The organism is Paenibacillus sp. 11B (genome assembly GCF_030487755.1).
Lineage (GTDB): Bacteria > Bacillota > Bacilli > Paenibacillales > Paenibacillaceae > Paenibacillus > Paenibacillus vandeheii.
In genome coordinates, this window is record NZ_JAUKNS010000001.1 from 1,675,938 (window position 1) to 1,694,205 (window position 18,268).

The following is an 18,268-nucleotide window of genomic DNA, read 5'->3' on the forward strand; positions in this document are numbered from 1 at the left end:
CTCAGATATGTTTTTAAAGCGCACGGCTGAAATCGGCAAAACATTTGTATACAACAAAAAAACCGGCCATCTCGTGACCGATTCAATCAGCTCCTCGGGGAGCGTTGGTGTATATGTGTAAATGAAGTAGTAGTCTATGATTGATACTGCTTATAATGATGTGCCAAAACGACTCCTTGGGCTGTAGCTGCTGATCGAACATAAAGACCAGTTTTTGCGTCAACGCACTGGGAAATTGTCCAGTTACAACTTGTCCACCTGTAATATAGTTACCGGCTTCACCGTACAAGCTGGACTAATCTGCTCCTCTGTCAATATGTTCAGCTTGATCAGGCTTTTCAGCTTATGACTGTCCACCTTGGACAGCAGTCGCCAGATATCAGGATCGGGAAGAGAAGCGTACAGCTTCTGATCATCATATTCCTTGCGGTGCTGAAGCACCGTTTTGACGGCGTATCCCCCAACCTTCGTCTCATAGACACCCTGCTCCTCACAATACCCTACAATTTCATCTCGTAGTACAGAGAGCTGTTGTTCAATTTCTTTTTGCTGCTGCTTTAATTCAAAATAGGTTTGCACTTTCTGTTCCATACCTATCACGCTCCTCTATACCATAGGTATGCTAATGAGGACGATTTAGGACAGGACCTTGAGGTTTATTTCAATGACTCTTGATGAAATAAAAGTGCTTCATTTAAATAGGGATTATTTCCAAGGATTGTTCTAATTCGCTTCATTACACCTGGTCCATCAGGGACATATGCCACTCGCTTCAAAAGAATCCAGCGCAAACAAGCCATAGCTTCAAACATCTCTGCATCGTCTGGTGTGTATTCCGTCAGACTCTTGAATAGAGCACTGTACATCTTACCGTTTCGTTCCCCCGTATAGATCGTCATCAAAAAAATGGACCACGCCATATCGTATCTGGGATCACCGCGCTGCCCGTTTGTCCAATCGATGATCGTATATTGATCACCTGCCTCCAGAACATTCCCCAGGTTATAATCACCGTGGATCAACGTATCCTGTCTAAGCTTAATCCGTTGAAGAAGGCTTGTCAGAATCAGATGCATATCCTCATGAAGTTCAATGGAGGGAAAGAAATAGCCAACAAAATCATATTGTGGTATGAAATTTGCCTCCGCGTTATTGATAGTATGTATATCATAACCATGAATTTGAACTAACATTTTAGCCAAATGCTCCAGCTTGTTTTTGTTTAACTTGGCTATAGGCTCTCCATCATAACTCGTTAACAGAACTTGATTAGAATCCACATCCATGCCCCAACCGTACGGTTTGGAGACTTGTATTCCACTCTCGTATAGTCTAGATAATAGTTCATACTGATTGCCAATATCGGGTCTGGAGTCCTTATTCCATACCTTTAACACGTAAGAGCGGTCAGCACATTCGATCTTCACAACGTCCGCTTCCAGTCCTGGTGACAGGGGAAGCACCTTGTATGGTTTTTCAAGCAAGCAACGAATTTCTTCGCTCAGCTCCACCCAGCGGATACTTTCCAGCAATAACCTCATTTTGTCCGACCCTTCTCTGTAAAATTAGAATTTGAATCCTATAATCTCCTTTTCACTCTAGTTGTCAGGTGAAATTAGTCCTTTACCAATGAAATTGGCAGATACGGGCTTCTTGTTCAATTCTCTGGACCATACCGATAATTGCCCCATATGGTGAATTTCATGAGCAATCACGTGACGCATCACTTCTCCCCACGATTCCTTGACGACGGCGCTATCCAATTCGGGATCGATGAAAGGTCTCTTTTCCATGCTGGGGTCCCAGGATAGAACAAATGCTTCCACATCAGGTCGCAGCTTGCGATCGAATTGTCGTACGGCCTCCAGTGTTTTATAATTATCAAAATTCTCCATACCATCCGGTTTGCCTTGCAATAATTGAAGCCAGCTCCACTCTACATCGATGATATGAAAAAACGTTTGCAATATATTGCCTACTCCGCCCGTCCGAGGCCGAAGCAGCTCTTCAAGCGGCACATCCTCACACCACTGAAACCACTGCTCACGCACGATCCAGTTATAACGAAAGAAAGATTCCATTTAGCCATTCTCCTTTTCCACATAATTGAACTAAAGAATAATTTACACTTGCCACTCCGATGACAGAACAACCTTCCGATCGCTGTTATCCCCAGATTTTTTTGATTCCCTTTTACAACGGGGAAAATCCGGGGATAAAGGCGAGGTGTATGCTTCCGATGCAGCTTTCTTTCAGAAAGCTTGTAGCTCCGCTTCTTCAGATTATTTCTGTCCTCTCCGTTCTCGTGTAAATGTTTAGTTCAATTTATATATCTTGCGCTTTGAGTGTTTTGATCAGTTCCATATTGGCAAAAGTCTTGTCCGAATGTTCACGGTCTCCGTAAATCCCGCTAATCTGATCAAATCCCGATTTGGTCCAAAATCGTAATGCAGGCCAATTTTTGAGTGCTACGTTGATTCGGATTTCCAAATAACCAAGCTCAGAAAATAATTGGGTCAACGCATGCATCATTTCTTGTCCATAACCTTGCTTCTGGATCTCACTATGGATATATAAAAATTCGAGGTAAATAGAATCCGCCATAGGGTAGCCATGGTACAGGCTCAGCACACCTATACTTTCGTTTTCCTGAATCGTACGAATGGTCTGAATTCGGTAGTTTTCCAACCTTCCCCCAGGAGGCAGATCGCCTTTCTCAAAGCACGTTCTCACATAATCCGGCTCAGGATCTCGTCCGTCCCATTCCTGCACGTATTTACTCGTATCAACAATGGATGAATAACAAAAATCTCAGATTCTTTCAAATCGGACATGAAAAGTCGGTCTGAATTCTATTCTGCTGGAATCTGTTTCATATCATCACTCCACTCTATTCGTGTCTATCATAACCCATGATATGGTAAAAATAAAAGAGCCGCGATCGTCGCAGCTCCCTACTCTTTTGGCGTCGTCATTCTCTTCTTTACATAGAGTAAAACATGAATTCCAGCGTAAATAAACAGGACATTAAATAAATACAGAAGAGCATTCACATGTACATTAGAAAGGAACCATATTGTATCATCAGGTTTCTTATAGTGATAATCAGTAAAGAATCGCAATGGAAAACCATACTCTGTTCGTAAAGTCCCCTCCGTGTAGGCTGTTCCTGGAATAAAGATCACAGCTAATACAGCAAGCCAGGCTGAAAGATTAAATATTCTTTTATTAAACGTCAATTCATCTCATCCATTCATGACATTTTCGCTATCTACCACATTTGCAAACATGCTTAGAACCGAATTGTGGTGTTCTATTATCTGCTCAGCTTGAAGAATGTTGGAATTCCATGTGCTGTGAGCATCTCGAATCAAGGTTATTTCATAGCCAAGGCTGCTTGCTCTGCGACAAGTCGTATCCACGCATATTTCCGTCTGCATGCCCGTCAGAATAAGATCCGTCACTCCGTTTTCTTGTAATTTCAGATTCAGATCTGTTTCGTGAAATGAATCCGGTGTCTGCTTTTCAATGACAAGGTCACCAGTGATCGGCGCAATGGACGGGTGAATCGCCCAACCTGCCGTTCCACGTTCAAGGGGACTCCCAGCTCCTTCACTATGCTGAATGTAGATGACGGAGTGACCTTTTTGCCGAGCCTTGGAAATAATGTGTTGTATTCTCTGAAGCAATAAGTCCCCTTGATATACGGGATCTACTTCATCGAACATGGCTACCTGAACATCGATTACAAGAAGTGCACAATGAGTTGCCACCTTATATTCCTCCTGACAAATGATATTACTCCAGCACTTGATATAACTACGTCTTCCGTTTTCGTACCTTTAACAAACTTTCCAAACCCAGATCGACCAGTACAAACAGTATAGCAGCCATGACGCCAAATAAGGTCAAATTTAATGACTCTCTAAAATTTAAAACCTCTTCGCCAGCGCCCATGAGCAAATAATAGATATACATCCCTAGTACTCCAGCACATCCATAGCCAAGTATCCTCGTAGTTAGATACAAGACATAATTGGCGAATTGAATTCGGCTCAACAAATAATCCAGCAATAGGGATAAAGGTAGCCCGATAAATAAGATCAGGGGAGTCGCGTATACAAAATAAACAATAATATAAAAATCAAAGCTGTAGGAATCATTCATGGATATTATACTTGCAATTAAAGTAAAACTAATGATGGTTAACACGGTCGTCAGCAGCTTTCTTCCAATATTCATCTCACCACTCCCATTAGGTTACTTGTATTCGTGGAATATTCCTATGCATCAGATTTTGCCGGTTGCCATCCGATTTCTTGGGACCATATATGAGCCTTCTCTAATATGTTCCACACCATCGGTCCTTTGCCTTCCACGTACTTGGTCCGCTGGTCTTTGTATAATGACATAAGCCTGTGCTTCTCTTCCGCATATTTCAATCGATCTTCCTGGTGTTCCCTCAAATAATCTCTAAAAAGCAAGTTCATCTGCTCAGAGAAACTGCCTGCCTGTCTTACATGTACATGCGTTCTCCTGCTTCCTGGTACTTCACGAAAATACCGCTTGGTTTTATCCGGATTTTCTCCTCTGAATACGAAGCCGACCGCTTCGATTTCATGCTTGTAAATTAGCAAATCATCATAATTAGATACGGAAATTTGTATATCTATGATATGTTTGGCATCCATTCCCACAATGGAAGTTGATCCGACATGGTCAATCCGCACAGCCTTTTCACCCAACGCTTCTCTTAGTGTCATCCCCGTTTCGAGGAACATTTGCCTCCAAGCAGGATCATATGATGCAATTCTCCATAGATCTTCCATATAGTCCTCCCTTAGGCGTCTAATCCAGCTATATGATTAACAACAAGGCCTTGTATACTTTTGTTGCATTTTTAGATTATTTAATTGGCAATAAAGGTGTTATCCGAAATCTAAAAATCACCATTATTTATGCCTAGTTTATTCTGTTTGTTTATCTCAATAATATATTCGTATACATCATCTATATTTACTATACCTTCGATATTCTTCCTCAATAGATCAATGATAAAATTACTATCACTCTCTCTCAGCCTTACACCTTTTAAGTAGTTCTCATTATAATCATTAATAAAATCTAATTTATTCTGATAGAATTTAAATCGCTCCAATACATAAATTTCTTTAAGATTAATGAACACAGCTAAAAAATCCTTAAGGTTTCTGGCTACTAAAGTTACTTGATTTCCAGATGCCATAGGCTGAATAAAGATAACGGGAGCTTCTTCCAGATCACTAATGGATCCGTTAAACGTAAAAAAAGCAAAGTGATCACCATCTGCTCCAGTTCTTCCAAATATGATGGCATCATCCGGAGTACAGTAGTATCTATCATCATCATTATTAAAACTAATATAAAATCCCACATAATCTTGGAAGGTTCCAGCATGTTGTTCACGTAATTCTTTATCTATTCGGACGATATGTTCTAAAGATTCGGGCATTTCATAATTTATTTTCACGTTTAAACACCTCTTCCTAGCATTATAACTATGTACAATTCTATCAAATAAAATTAAAAATTAGACTTATTATTATAATTAGTGGGTATGCCAAAAAAAAGAGAAGGAACAGAAGTCCCTCCCCTTACCTTTTCAAATATAATCGCACTTAAATTTAGAAAACTCAGCTTCGGAACCTGCGCCACTAGCGTATAGACCAATGAGCACCCCTGTAAATCCCCCGGCAATTTCCGAGGAAAGGTATTTCGTCTGAGCTGTACCTAAGAGGATGTCCTTGCCATCTGCATGAATAAGGAAGCTGTAACGTTCATGACTTGCCTGTATAACCAATGTGGCCTGATGCTCATTTCCTAGTTCCATTTCATTTTCGACGGATTTGATGTCCCCAATATTCAGACGCTCAATCACCTTATACCCACTTTGCTCTTCTTTACGAATGGCCAAGTCATAATGGTGCTGTTCATCCATGTAGATGGTGATGCCTGCCTCTCCGTTCGTAAGACTAACATCAACAGAGATGGTCGCGTCAAAGTCTTTTTGACGTAGGCCAATGAATGTCGGGGATGCTGGAACATCCAGTGTCACTTCGGTTCCTTTTAACTTTATCTTACTTTGCTCTAACAAATAATTTTCCGTATTGGGATGACGAAGATAACACCAGTCCAGATTCCAATCTGTGTTCTCGAACGTATAGCTTTTTTTCTCTTGTTGAATGAATGTGTCAGAAATACGATCGGTTTCAAAGCTCATAAGTGTGGTACCTTGTTGCCCTGCCGTAAACCAGCCTTCCTCATCAAAGGTAACTGGCGTCAGGAATACTTCTCGTCCAAGATGATGATACGTAAGCCACTGTCCACTCTGACGGAATCCCAAATGGAAGATCCACCAATTGCCTTCCTCGTCCTGAATCAGGTCGCCATGCCCAACCCCTTGCAGTTCATAACCACCCAGATTGCGGTTGGTAAGAACGGGATTATTAGCATAGGGCTCGAAAGGACCGGAAGGAGAATCTCCACGTGCATAAGTGACCATATGGCCATATTCGGTTCCGCCTTCAGATGCCATAAGGTAATAGTATCCATTCATTTTATACAAATGTGGGCTTTCCAGATAACGTCCGCCTGATCCCTGCCATACTGAACGACTTGGGGTCTTTTTGTTACCCGTTTCAATGTCAATCTCACACTGAACGATCCCCCCAATCCCTTCATCGTCGGTCCCGTTGCTCATAAAGAAGGCCTTCCCGTCTTCAAAATACAAATCCGGATCGATTCCCCCTTGATCCACAATAATTGGTTCTGACCACTCCCCGTATATATCATCGGTCCATATGTAGAAATTCTGACGCGTGGTATCGTTGGTTGTGGTCATATAGAATCGCCCGTTGTTGTATCGTATTGTAGGGGCAAAGACGCCACCTGAGCTGCTCACCGTCTCCAGATGAATCTGGCTTTTTCGGGTTAAACAATGACCGATTTGCGTCCAGTTCAATAAATCTTTGCTTTCAAAAAGCGGAACACCCGGAAAGTATTGAAAGGAACTACACACCAGATAATAAGTATCATCCACCTTGCAGATGCTTGGATCTGGATAAAACCCTTTAATGACCGGATTATTGTATTTCATTTGAGCCACCTCTTTTTCTATAATTCACATATTTAAGAATCCAGCTTCATAAGCAGATAAAAAAATTAAACACTATCGCAAACATACTTTCAATGCGTTAGAGTTGAAGAGTCCAGTTAATTTCATTAAATGAATATATATATGATTTCAATAGATCCGGTTAGGAGATTGTTCAACATGATTAAAGCGAACGGAGATCCAAAATTCATACCGTTATACGAAGCGCTGGCAAGCGAGGTTAGATGGAGAATCATGGATTTGATTACAATTAGCGAAATGAATGTAAAGGATATAGCCGCTGCGTTAGAACTTAGCCCCTCCATCGTTACAATGCACATCCGCAAGCTTGAGCAAGCCGGACTGATCGATAGCCGCAGGATACGCCTGAATGGAGGCACGCACAAATTATGTTTCCTCAAACAAAATAACATCGAGATCGAACTGCCATCCGCTAGTCGAACAGCAAGGGTTAGAGAGCAGACAATTTCAGTGGGTCACTATACTGCATTTGAAGTCCATCCTACCTGCGGTCTTGGAACGCATGAGAAAGAAATCGGTGTTTGGGACGACCCACGCTACTTTCTCGATCCTGAGCGGGTTCACGCTGCCATCCTCTGGTTTGGAAGGGGGTATGTCGAATACAAAACGCCTAACTATATGCTTCCTGATGAGACCGCCAGCGCCATTGAAATTTCAGTGGAACTGGCTTCTGAAGCTCCGGGTTTACGAGATCATTGGCCATCGGATATCTTATTTACGTTTAACGGAATTTCGCTTGGAACCTGGACAAGTCCCGCTGATTTCGGACGAGCTGCTCGTGGCAAATATACGCCAACATGGTGGCACCGAAATGTGAATCAATATGGATTATTAAAGACGATTCGTGTTGATGACTCGGGTACGTATATGGATGGAGAACGAATGTCAGACGTGACGATCGAGGATATCAAACTGGAGGAACCGTTCTGGACACTTCGTTTCACGGTTGACGAGGAAAGCCCCAACGTTGGCGGATTAACGATCTATGGTGCAGGTTTCGGTAACCATGATCAGGAGATTGTTATTCGTGTACTGGGTTAATTTTGCCTTATAGTTATCTAATCGATTAACTCTATTTTCTCAAAAACATTATATTTCTCCAGATCTGAAGTAACAGCACAGGGCAGGTAATGATATAATTCAGATCTGGTTTCCCATATGTATTCACTATGTTCTTCTGAAAGATTCACTTGATGATCTTTGGTTCTGCAAAAATACATCAAACGAATGACCTGTCTATACGGATCGGTAAGGAACGTATTTGCAAACAGTATTTCATCTATACTTTTAGGACAACCTTCCCTTCATGAATATGATCTGGATTGATGAACCTTATCGAAACGGCGGATTCGGCAAAAAAGTGGTGCATCTGCATAGTCATCGTTTTTTACTCGCCTACCTTCTGTATGGAACAAGGGCAAATTTGAAAGAAGAAAAGAGTACTGAGGTTACTAAAAGTGGAGGAGACCTTAATCTGCAGGGGTTTGGAAAAGGGATTGAAGTCTTGCTCAACCATTCAAGATATACTTGCCTGACTGAGCTGGAATATCAGCAATTCTCGGCTGCACTCATTCCCTATACTACGGAGGTACTGGGTGTACAGTCTGGAATCCGATCAGGAATACAAGATATGGTTTGACGTGGTTAAGTTGTTAAATTTTTGTCTGTATAAGAAGTATATCGATCAAGTGTTATTGGCTCGACCAGATTCGGTAAAGAAGCAGGATATCTCCTAGCATCTCACTAGGGAGAAGACGGCAAACAAATAAGGGAATTTACCATGCTCACCATGATGCAACTGAACGGAGAGTTATAGGTCCGTGCTTCCCCCTATGATATTCCAAACCTGAACCAACCACAAAGAAGGATTTTTCGACATTTGAAACTTTATAAAGTATCATTCTTTCAATCATGGTGTATCGCTCCAAGACCCGTAATATTCATGTATATTTTCCCATAGCAATTTGGAACGGATAAACCAAAGCATCATTATTGAGTAGTTTACGATTGTCGATAGCAGGAAATTTTCGATATACCCTTAGGAGTGAAATTCAAGTCGGCTCGCGATCATCCGATGACTCAATATAATTTGTTCTCATTAATTTTTAATTAATCTACTATCTTTATTTCTTCTTTAAAACCGCCGCAAAAGATTCACTATCGGCTTTGTAATCTCCGCCATTAACATCTGCGTAAATCTTTTCGAGTGTAAATCCAGCATCATTCGCTTCTTTTTCCATACTTTCAATCGTAAAATGTTGATTCCAGTAATGATAGTTAACTACCTCACCATCACCAAAAACCATAACATTTTTTGACAAAGAAACATTGTCAGGATATTTAATTGAGGCGTATAAGGATAAATGTTTTTTATCCGAAAATGGATTATTTTTTCTAGATAATCCCCACATAAAATTTTGCTCGAATTTTTCATAACTAGTCTCTGATAACACATCTAATAGAATTAATCCTCCAGATTTTAAACCACGATGGATGTTACTTAGTATTTTTTTTCTATTCTCTGGACTAAATACACTATATATTTGATAAATTAGTAGAGCCACATCAAACTCATTTTCAATCTCAATGTCGGTGATATCTTCATTCCTGTAATCAATTGATAAATTCTTTTTTTCAGCTTCATTAACTGCATATTCAATTGACTTTTTATTAAAATCCACACCAACAACATCATATCCCTTAACTGCTAACTTCTGAGAATAGAAGCCAGGGCCACAACCTAAATCAATAACTTTTTTATAGTTCTCTAAAGGTGCGATTTCACTAATAAAACCAATGGTCTCATCAATAAAGCCGCTATCTCTACTACCGCCAGGAATATTCTCATCAAAATGAGCTTTTAAAACTAAGTCAGCCCGATCCGAGTCAAGCCAGATTTGTATTGTTCCTTCCTCAAATGGCTCTGGAATTTTTGCTACTTCTAATAATTTATCCATTTTCCCCATCCTCCTAATGATTTTTTATAGTTTTTGTGTATTTGATAATGGTATGTTGCTTAGCTGAAGATCAGCTAAGCAACCAGTGATTATTAATTTTAATTAAAGTTGTATTATTCACTTTTTTTTACAATTATAATTTTCATAGATTTCTCTTAGCAGTTGTTACTAATTGTTGATAAAAAAGTTGTTACCGTCCATGTTGTTGTTATTGTTGCATCCACAGCTTGACCTTTACCCTCTTTGTTATGCGCTAATTTTTGCAATTCCAATACAGCGTTCATTGTTCCCCCTCCTTTCCTGAATCAGATCATTTTTTTAGCAGTTGTTACTAATTGTCGATAGAAAAGTTGTTACCGTCCATGTTGTTGTTATTGTTGCTTCCACGGCTTGACCTTTACCCTCTTTGTTATGCGCTAATTTTTGCAATTCCAATACAGCATTCATTGTTTCACCTCCCTTCTTGAATCCAGATCATTTTTTTAGCAGTTGTTACTAATTGTTGATAGAAAAACGGTTACGGTCCATGTTGTTATTGTTGCTTCCACGGCTTGACCTTTACCCTCTTTGTTATGCGCTAATTTTTGCAATTCCAATACAGCGTTCATTGTTCCACCTCCTTTCCTGAATCCAGATTATTTTTTTAGCAATAGTTACTTACTATCGTGAGGAAAGCAATTTCAGTCCATTTTTTTGTTAATTAGTTAATAATAAATCCTTAGCTTTTGTTCTTGCTGTAAATTCATCTATATTAACCAGAGGTAACCAGTAGAGTGGATTATCTTTGACAATTCCCATTAATGCTAATATTATTCCTGAGCTACCTGTATAAACATCATCGGCTAGTCTATAAGAGAACTGACCTGGATATACATAATATCCATTTTTATCAATTAAAAAAATATTAAGTAAATTCAATACATCTTCAAGAATTTCTTCACGTTCTTCACCATGTTTCACCAAGGAAGGAAGCAATAGAAAGCTGCCTGCGCCATCGAATAAGCCGCCACTAATAGTGGAACAGATCTTTGATAATTTTAAAATCGCATTCATTTCTTCTCTATAGAGATCTTTTCCACTTACATGGTTTAAAAACCATATTGAAATAGCGATTCCTATAGTTCCTCCTGAGAGGTATGGCAATTGCCGATTTCTATTATCCAATGTTTGTAGTGAGCCGGTTACTTCATCAAATATTGTCTTTTCTAAATCTTCCTTTATTAATCGTTCGGCTTTTTTCAAATACTGTATATTATTAGTTGCTGAGTAAATTGCAGAATAAAAGAGAGATACACCTGATAGCCCGTCAATTGAACCTATGCCTACCGCCATCCAGTCATTCGTGCTTAACCGCCCGTCGTTATCTCGATTCATTTCAATTAACTCTTCTATTTCTTTTGCGAATTGCAAATATTCATGATTTCCTGTCTCTAGATATAAACTAATTACAAATAAACCTATTCCTGAAAGGCCGGAGCGTAAGGAAATGTTAATTTCGTTCATATTATCTCTTAAATTTTTCAGTTCATTTGAAACAACTTCCTCATAGCCTGTATCATATAGCAAAGCTAACATCCCTGTTTTTCCAGTGAATAATCCATTTTCATCAATTCGAGATAAGTTTTTCAGCAAATGAACTTGGATCCACTTATTAACTTCTACAGTAGTGGTTTGAATTTTGGAAAGTGTAAAAGCAGCACCGCTTCCTCCCGTTAAAAAGTTGAATTTTCCTCCGCTCATCTCAAACTGACGAATATCACCATTAATGAATCTTTCATCATTTGTTAAATTTTCCTTCATACCTTTGATTAACTTATTAGTAATGGAAGATATGTTAAAGTCACTTGTTTTATCCGCAAGGTTGATTTCTTCAGGGAGATACTCTTGATAGCTTCTTATTCTGTTGTCGCATTTATCTTGTAAATCTACAATAAAACGATAAAATGAATCTTCATAAATCTCTTTTATCCGTCTAAAGTGGTTATATTGTAGACAGTCGTCTAAAACTTCTGAAGATAGGACTGGAAGCGCCAAATACCTTATTAGTTTCTTCAATCCAAACCAATCTCTTGCACCACTCACTTTCATTTCTTGCGAAGCAAATCCAATAGTCATCATGTTAGGCTTTTCTTGAGAGTTTACAGGTAAAGCTGTTTCAAAATCGATTAGCTTTACGGTTAAGTCATCGGACACCATGATATTCGCAGGTTGAAAGTCACCCATAGCAATTCCATTATTATGCATCTGATCTATCAACGTAAAAAGTTGTAACAATATCTTTTTAACACTTTCAGCATGATTACTCATGCTTTCACCATCTCTAAAGAATGGAAAATTCTGAGCAAGCCATTGCCTTAAGTCTCCACCTTCAATAAATTCCTCTACCAAAAAGTGATGCTCCCATTCTTGAAAATACTCAATTAAACTCACAACACCTTGTACATCTTTAAGTTTTACTAAGGCATCATATTCTTTTATTTGTCTGGATAAGGCATCATGAGCTGCTCCATCCAACCCAGCATTTGGTCTAGCTTCCTTGATAATCACTCTCAAATTATCTTTCTTTCTAGTCGCACGGTACACCCCACCAGCATTACTATAGCTAAGTGCGGTTTCAATCTCATATCGATTTAAATTGCTATTCCCATTATTTTCTAAGTCATTAGAATTATTTAACGTGTTCAGATAATCGTCGAAATCCTTCACAAAGTCAGGAACCTGATAAAAGGGAGTTCTTTCATCTTTAATTAAATTGCCTTGTTCATCCTTAATACAATGTTCACCATTCTCATTAAGAATACTTTTAAAACCTCCATATCTGTAAAATACATTGCTTTTTTTCCATCTTTTATCACTAAGTATATATGGGCCTTTTTTAAACTCCAGGGTTGCTAGAGATATCATTTCTAACAATTTAATAAAGACCTCGATATTCACAGGGTATATTGTCATAAATTTACCAGAAGAAGAACGGTTAGCGTTCTTCGAATTGACCTTGATAAAACTTTGTCTATCCTTAAGGTGCTTGAACTCAATCTTCTCATCTATGCATATTCTGGAAACCTTATCTAGTAAGCTTTGTGACTCATCAAATAACGCTGTAACATGAATTTTCCATCCTTGATCTGGGAGTTTTGAACCTTTAACATGATAGTGCTTCCACACCGAGTCCACTTCTGAAATAACAGCATATGTATCAGGAATATCATCGAGTTCGTATATACCCGTCATTTTTTCGCCACTTTCAACTTTCCCATAGTATTCAGAATTTGGTTTCAAATACAAATTGTAAAGCATATTCCCTTCCATAATAACCCTCCTATTTAGCGTTAACTTACAACTACATTTTGCATATTTCATACAGTAGTAAAGTTAAGTATTAACTAAGAGCAAGAAAGTGGATCTGGGTTCTTGGCTCCATTCGACGAGCTTAAGAATTCACACAAAACACGTTCACTAATCTATTTATGTTGTTAGAAGAATATTTATAATGAAGCAGCCTTCCAATAAAGAACTTGACCCTATTTCAACGTTAATGCAGGGTAAGAAATTGAAAGCCGCGAGAGTGGGTAACGGAAGCTTCGTAGTCAATAAAGACCATTAGAATTAGTTTTGTTCTAAAATTCTTTCTTCCTGTATATAAAAATAGCGAAAAATAATGATAGAGCATAAGTGATAACACCAATTATTAAGTATATGATCGGAGCGTAGAGATCCGGATCATTCGAATTCGGTAGTGTTAAATGTTTTGCAAGGTATCCAACTAGGTCCTGAGAAACGATAGTAATTACTATCGCCCCACCTACACTTCCCAATGTTATGGAATCAGATTTTTCTGGGCCAAAAATATAGTAGAGCGGAAAATTTATCGCACCAGTAAGAAGAACTGCAAAAGTCCCAAAAAAGATAGAGTTGAGCATGCCGTCTATTGGTGTGCCAGAAATTAAATCATATAGATAAAATATTCCACATGATAATAGAACCCCGTAAATTACGACCAAGAAATAGAAAAGGTAGTGACTTTGTACAATATTACTTCTACTAACAGGCAAAGTAAGTACATATTTATCATAACCAGACTTACCCTCAAACTTTATTACGTCAAGTGCAGACATCACCATAAGCAAGATATTTAACATTGCAACTAAACGGTGCATTGAAGCATCTGCAAAACTTAGAATGATTCCAGACAATAGAATGGCTAGTCCCGTATACAAAAAAGAACTTCGATAAACTAAGTAATAACTTGTCAATAATAAACCTTTCATTTATTCATTACTCCTTGTTAGTAATAAACTGATTTCATCCATCGAGATAGGTTTAATCGCCACTTCTTCTGGTAATTGTTGTTTATCTGATACAAGTACACTGTAATAAGAATCATAATCTCTTTTGGCCACCACTATATCTTGGTTAAGTAAGTTTAATTTCTCTTCATCAATATCTACAATAGCATACCTTTCAAAAACCTTATCTTTCTGTTCGTTCAGCAAAATTTCACCCTCCTTTATAATGACAAGATGGCTAGCTATCTTTTCAATGTCACTCATAATATGAGAGGAAAGTAATATACCTCCATTTCCTTTACTTGCAAAGTTTTTTAATTCATATAACATTTCTTCCCTAGATGAGGAGTCAAGCCCTCCAGTCGCTTCATCTAGGATCAATAATTTCGCATTATGCGATAAAGCTACAGCTACAGAAAGTTTCATTGACATCCCACGTGAGAATTCATTTACTTTTTTATCTATGGGTAGAGAAAAAGAATTAATTAAGCGATGGAAGTTGTCTTGGTCCCAAGAATCAAATAGGTTGTCAAAAACTTTATTCAGTTGCTTTACTGTAAGATGGGCAGGTAAGTTTGGGGCATCAAATACGACTCCAATCTTCTCCTTGATCTTAGGTTGTTTATTTATATTTTCTTCACCAAAAATTTTTACTGTACCCGCATCTTTAGAAATTAATCCTAGTACTATTTTAAATGTTGTTGATTTACCTGCCCCGTTATCACCAATGAAACCAACAATTTCTCCAGATGGGACATTGAATGTGACATCATTTAAAACAACCTTGCCACCGTATGATTTTCTAATATTTTTAATTTCTAAAAGACTTGACATTCTCTCACTCCTATTAGTTTCGTGGAATGCTAGTTTACGGAAACCCCTTAGATCTTAGAAAAATGTAACTGGCTACATGGTACTCATGAGGTGATCAGGCTAGCTGCATCAATATTTATCTTTTACAATTAGTGTTGTTCTTGATTCATCAGAAAAATGTGAATGCAGTACATCATCAAGATCAGATTCTGTTAAATTCTCAAGCGTTGGCAATACGTCAAATAAGTCCATCTCATTAAATTGATAACGAGTAAATTGGTTAGCGATAAATTGAGGCGAGTTGATGGCACTTAAAAAACTACCAATTTCTTTTTTAATCACACGTTCTGCATCTTCTTTATCTATTGATTTCATTTTTAACCTATCAATCGTTTCACTTATAATTTTTATTACTTCTTCAGGCGCAGTACTGTTCCCACCAATAATTGAAAACCCAAAATTCTTTTCACTTGTATATTCATAATTAAATGAATTATCCAAATAGCCATTATCATACATTTTCTCGTAAGCCTCAGAGCTTTTCCCAAACATCAACTCAAGCAAAACGTTTAATGACAGCCCATATTTTAGCAGTTCTTTACCTTGTCTTGTTAGGTTAGTTTCTTTATATCCGACAAAAACTTTAGGTATTTGGACTGGCATTTTCAATACACGTGAGCTTTTATTCACTTTGAAATCTTCTTCAGGGAAAATACGGTGAATCTCTTCAGGTTCCGGAAATTTTTTCTGTTCTTGATTCTTTCGAATAAGCAATATTACTTCTTCAGGAACTACAGGTCCAATAACGAAAAACAACATATTGCTAGGGTGATAGAAAGTATTATAGCAAGCGTATAAATCCTCTTTGGTAATTTTATTTATAGAAGGTATTGTTCCTGCCAAATCATTTTTCACTGGATGAACTTTATACAAATTTTCTAAGATTCCAAATCGAGCACGCCAGTCTGGATTATCCTCATACATTTTTATTTCCTGTTCAATTACACCTTTTTCCTTCTCTACCGTTTCATCTGTAAAATATGGCTCTTGAACAAAGTCGAGAAGAGTTATGAGATTTTCACTTATGTTAGATGTAGCTGATAATGTATATGACGTACGAGTAAAACTTGTAAATGCATTAACAAAAGCTCCTTGCTTTGCAAATGTATGAAAAACATCCCACTTCTCACATTCGAACATCTTATGTTCTAAGAAATGAGCTAGTCCATCTGGAAATTGAGTGGAACTATCTTTTCCTAAAGGAGTAAATTCCTTATCTACTGAACCATATTTTGTTGTGAATGTCGCAACTGTTTTGTGAAAGCCTACCCTAGGAAGGATGTAAACTTCGAGTCCATTAGCGAGCTTTTCATGATATATTTTTTCTTCTAATTTTTCATAAATTATGGACTTCAAATGATTTACTCCTCTCTATTTAAGAAGTATATGGTATCTAGCTCCCACTTATTAGCAGCACAAATGACATCATCTTTTGACACCTTACTAATTTTTTTAATCTGATCATTTATTTCATAAGACAGACCACTATCCACAGATTGAATAAATATGTCCATAATTCCAAGAGGCGAATCATATGCTTCTTGTAATAAATTTATCAACATTACTTTACCTTGTTCAACTTCATCCTCAGTAAAATCACCCTCTTTCATTGCACACTCTTGTTCTCTTATAATTTTAACGACACGTTCATAATGATCAAAATCAATTCCTGCCATCGTTAATAATAACCCTTTATTGCTTTCAATTTGTGAATGAGCAAAATACGCTAGACTTTCCTTTTCACGTATATTCATAAATAACTTAGAAGATGGAAACCTACCAAAGATCGCATTCGCTACTCTTGCAGCCTCATAATCCTCATCTTGTATTGTCGAGAAAATCCTATAACCTAAGAGAAGCGTTCCTTGCTGTACATCCATTCTATCTTGAATAACTTTTACATTTTTCACACCTGTTTCATCTAAAGAAAACCTTCTCATCATTTTATTGTTATGTTTTTCACAAAAGATATCCTGTACCATTAGTTTGACTTCATTCTCGTTAAAGGCACCCACGATAAATAAATCGAAGCGATCATTTTGAAGTAAATCTTTATATACTTGATAAATGGACGCAGCATCGAGAGAATCGATATCCTCTTTTTTCCCGAATGCTGGATTTTGATAAGGTTCACCTTTAAACATTTCTTCTAGCAATCGGACATTGGCATATAGCATTTTTTCATTAAATATTGAATCAATCCGTTGCTTTAGAGCGCGCTTCTCTTGTTCAACAATCAAAGAATGGAATGTTCCATTTTCAAGAAATGGGCAATAAACAATTTCATGCAATAAGTCAAGAGAGGATTTCAGTAAAGAAGCAGAATCATTAAGAAATTTATCCGAAGGAATCTCCATTCTAAAAACAATGTTATGATCTTCTCCCTTTTTTTGAACATCCAAAAAAAGAGTTGCTCCATACATCCCATCAAGTTTTTGTTGTATTAGCTTGCGATCCGGGTAATTTGTTGATCCTCCAATCAGAATATGAGGAATTAATGCTCTTGCAGTGACTAAATCCTCTCGAAGAGGGGCTTTCATCGTCAACATTATACTAGTTGTCTTAAATTTATTCGTGTTATATAGGTGAAGCTGTAAACCGTTTAATTCTTTCGAACTTATATGTATATCTTCCAACCCTGATCTGCTCCCCTCGATATACTTTCTTTATTAGAATAATTCAGAATTACATATACATATATATATATATATAATTGTATATGTATATGTATATGTACGACTATAGCCCTTTTATGTTTATATCATTCAATCATGTGTTAAAACTACAAAATAGTATAAATTCATATATTTTACACTATTGTATCATGACTCAAAATGATAATCCACCATAATTGCCATTATAATCAAATAAAATCCAAAAAAAGGGAACCATGCATTGTAAAATCCTATCTGTAAACACATACAATTGATGTGTGAAGCGACTTGAGTTGGAAAATGGGATCATAAAAGAAGAGGTTG

General features: G+C 37.6%; 19 protein-coding genes and 1 pseudogene. 2 read left to right on the forward strand and 18 right to left on the reverse strand.

All coding sequences use genetic code 11. The features are described from left to right. Positions 1-243: 243 nt before the first annotated feature. The 9 genes from Q0V21_RS07365 to Q0V21_RS07405 all read right to left on the reverse strand — a co-directional run bounded on the left by Q0V21_RS07365 (position 244) and on the right by Q0V21_RS07405 (position 7,135). On the reverse strand, positions 244-591 hold the full coding sequence (locus Q0V21_RS07365; RefSeq protein ID WP_079350584.1) for a hypothetical protein: 348 nt from the start codon (positions 589-591) through the stop codon (positions 244-246). Positions 592-656: 65 nt separating this feature from the next. Next, the gene (locus Q0V21_RS07370; RefSeq protein ID WP_079350585.1) at positions 657-1,541 is read right to left on the reverse strand and encodes a phosphotransferase; all 885 of its coding nucleotides are present in this window, start codon (positions 1,539-1,541) and stop codon (positions 657-659) included. 57 nt (positions 1,542-1,598) lie between these two features. Beyond that, positions 1,599-2,081 (reverse strand): DinB family protein, encoded by a 483-nt coding sequence (locus Q0V21_RS07375; RefSeq protein ID WP_079350586.1) that lies wholly within the window; start codon positions 2,079-2,081, stop codon positions 1,599-1,601. Positions 2,082-2,325: 244 nt separating this feature from the next. Further along, entirely contained in the window at positions 2,326-2,772 is a 447-nt protein-coding gene (locus Q0V21_RS07380) for a GNAT family N-acetyltransferase (protein ID WP_301878225.1), read from the reverse strand. Between the two features lie 473 nt (positions 2,773-3,245). Further along, positions 3,246-3,773, reverse strand: a complete 528-nt coding sequence (locus Q0V21_RS07385; RefSeq protein ID WP_301878226.1) for a cysteine hydrolase family protein — start codon at positions 3,771-3,773, stop codon at positions 3,246-3,248. Between the two features lie 46 nt (positions 3,774-3,819). Then, positions 3,820-4,242, reverse strand: coding sequence for a hypothetical protein (locus Q0V21_RS07390; protein WP_301878228.1), 423 nt, complete (start codon positions 4,240-4,242; stop codon positions 3,820-3,822). A 41-nt stretch (positions 4,243-4,283) separates the two neighbouring features. Then, on the reverse strand, positions 4,284-4,829 hold the full coding sequence (locus Q0V21_RS07395) for a GrpB family protein (protein ID WP_301878229.1): 546 nt from the start codon (positions 4,827-4,829) through the stop codon (positions 4,284-4,286). A 110-nt stretch (positions 4,830-4,939) separates the two neighbouring features. Next, the gene (locus Q0V21_RS07400; protein WP_301878230.1) at positions 4,940-5,509 is read right to left on the reverse strand and encodes a hypothetical protein; all 570 of its coding nucleotides are present in this window, start codon (positions 5,507-5,509) and stop codon (positions 4,940-4,942) included. A 132-nt stretch (positions 5,510-5,641) separates the two neighbouring features. Then, positions 5,642-7,135 (reverse strand): glycoside hydrolase family 43 protein, encoded by a 1,494-nt coding sequence (locus Q0V21_RS07405; RefSeq protein WP_301878232.1) that lies wholly within the window; start codon positions 7,133-7,135, stop codon positions 5,642-5,644. A gap of 177 nt (positions 7,136-7,312) precedes the next feature. Between Q0V21_RS07405 and Q0V21_RS07410 the strand changes: the two genes are divergently transcribed. Together Q0V21_RS07410 and Q0V21_RS32975 are read left to right on the forward strand one after the other, a co-directional pair. Continuing rightward, entirely contained in the window at positions 7,313-8,215 is a 903-nt protein-coding gene (locus tag Q0V21_RS07410; RefSeq protein ID WP_079350594.1) for an ArsR/SmtB family transcription factor, read from the forward strand. Positions 8,216-8,465: 250 nt separating this feature from the next. Then, a pseudogene (locus Q0V21_RS32975) lies at positions 8,466-8,543 on the forward strand (GNAT family N-acetyltransferase); the annotation flags it as partial. Between the two features lie 754 nt (positions 8,544-9,297). Here Q0V21_RS32975 and Q0V21_RS07420 read toward each other — a convergent pair. The 9 genes from Q0V21_RS07420 to yfmF all read right to left on the reverse strand — a co-directional run bounded on the left by Q0V21_RS07420 (position 9,298) and on the right by yfmF (position 17,926). Beyond that, positions 9,298-10,131 (reverse strand): class I SAM-dependent methyltransferase, encoded by an 834-nt coding sequence (locus tag Q0V21_RS07420; RefSeq protein ID WP_301878234.1) that lies wholly within the window; start codon positions 10,129-10,131, stop codon positions 9,298-9,300. 155 nt (positions 10,132-10,286) lie between these two features. Further along, positions 10,287-10,415 carry a class III lanthipeptide gene (locus Q0V21_RS07425; protein WP_218671999.1) on the reverse strand — a complete coding sequence of 43 codons (129 nt, stop codon included), beginning with the start codon at positions 10,413-10,415 and terminating at the stop codon, positions 10,287-10,289. A gap of 34 nt (positions 10,416-10,449) precedes the next feature. After that, complete coding sequence (locus Q0V21_RS07430; RefSeq protein ID WP_218672000.1) at positions 10,450-10,578, reverse strand: class III lanthipeptide; 129 nt, start codon at positions 10,576-10,578, stop codon at positions 10,450-10,452. A 35-nt stretch (positions 10,579-10,613) separates the two neighbouring features. Continuing rightward, a complete protein-coding gene (locus tag Q0V21_RS07435) occupies positions 10,614-10,739 on the reverse strand; it encodes a class III lanthipeptide (RefSeq protein WP_218672001.1) in 126 nt (41 codons plus the stop codon). An 88-nt stretch (positions 10,740-10,827) separates the two neighbouring features. Continuing rightward, positions 10,828-13,440, reverse strand: a complete 2,613-nt coding sequence (lanKC, locus tag Q0V21_RS07440) for a class III lanthionine synthetase LanKC (protein WP_301878235.1) — start codon at positions 13,438-13,440, stop codon at positions 10,828-10,830. 308 nt (positions 13,441-13,748) lie between these two features. Then, positions 13,749-14,399: an ABC-2 transporter permease gene (locus tag Q0V21_RS07445; RefSeq protein ID WP_079350597.1), complete on the reverse strand. Its 651-nt coding sequence runs from the start codon at positions 14,397-14,399 to the stop codon at positions 13,749-13,751. Then, positions 14,400-15,251 carry an ABC transporter ATP-binding protein gene (locus Q0V21_RS07450; protein ID WP_079350598.1) on the reverse strand — a complete coding sequence of 284 codons (852 nt, stop codon included), beginning with the start codon at positions 15,249-15,251 and terminating at the stop codon, positions 14,400-14,402. 108 nt (positions 15,252-15,359) lie between these two features. Beyond that, on the reverse strand, positions 15,360-16,646 hold the full coding sequence (yfmH, locus tag Q0V21_RS07455; protein WP_079350599.1) for an EF-P 5-aminopentanol modification-associated protein YfmH: 1,287 nt from the start codon (positions 16,644-16,646) through the stop codon (positions 15,360-15,362). 5 nt (positions 16,647-16,651) lie between these two features. After that, positions 16,652-17,926 (reverse strand): EF-P 5-aminopentanol modification-associated protein YfmF, encoded by a 1,275-nt coding sequence (yfmF, locus tag Q0V21_RS07460; protein WP_301878236.1) that lies wholly within the window; start codon positions 17,924-17,926, stop codon positions 16,652-16,654. Between the last annotated feature and the right edge of the window lie 342 nt (positions 17,927-18,268).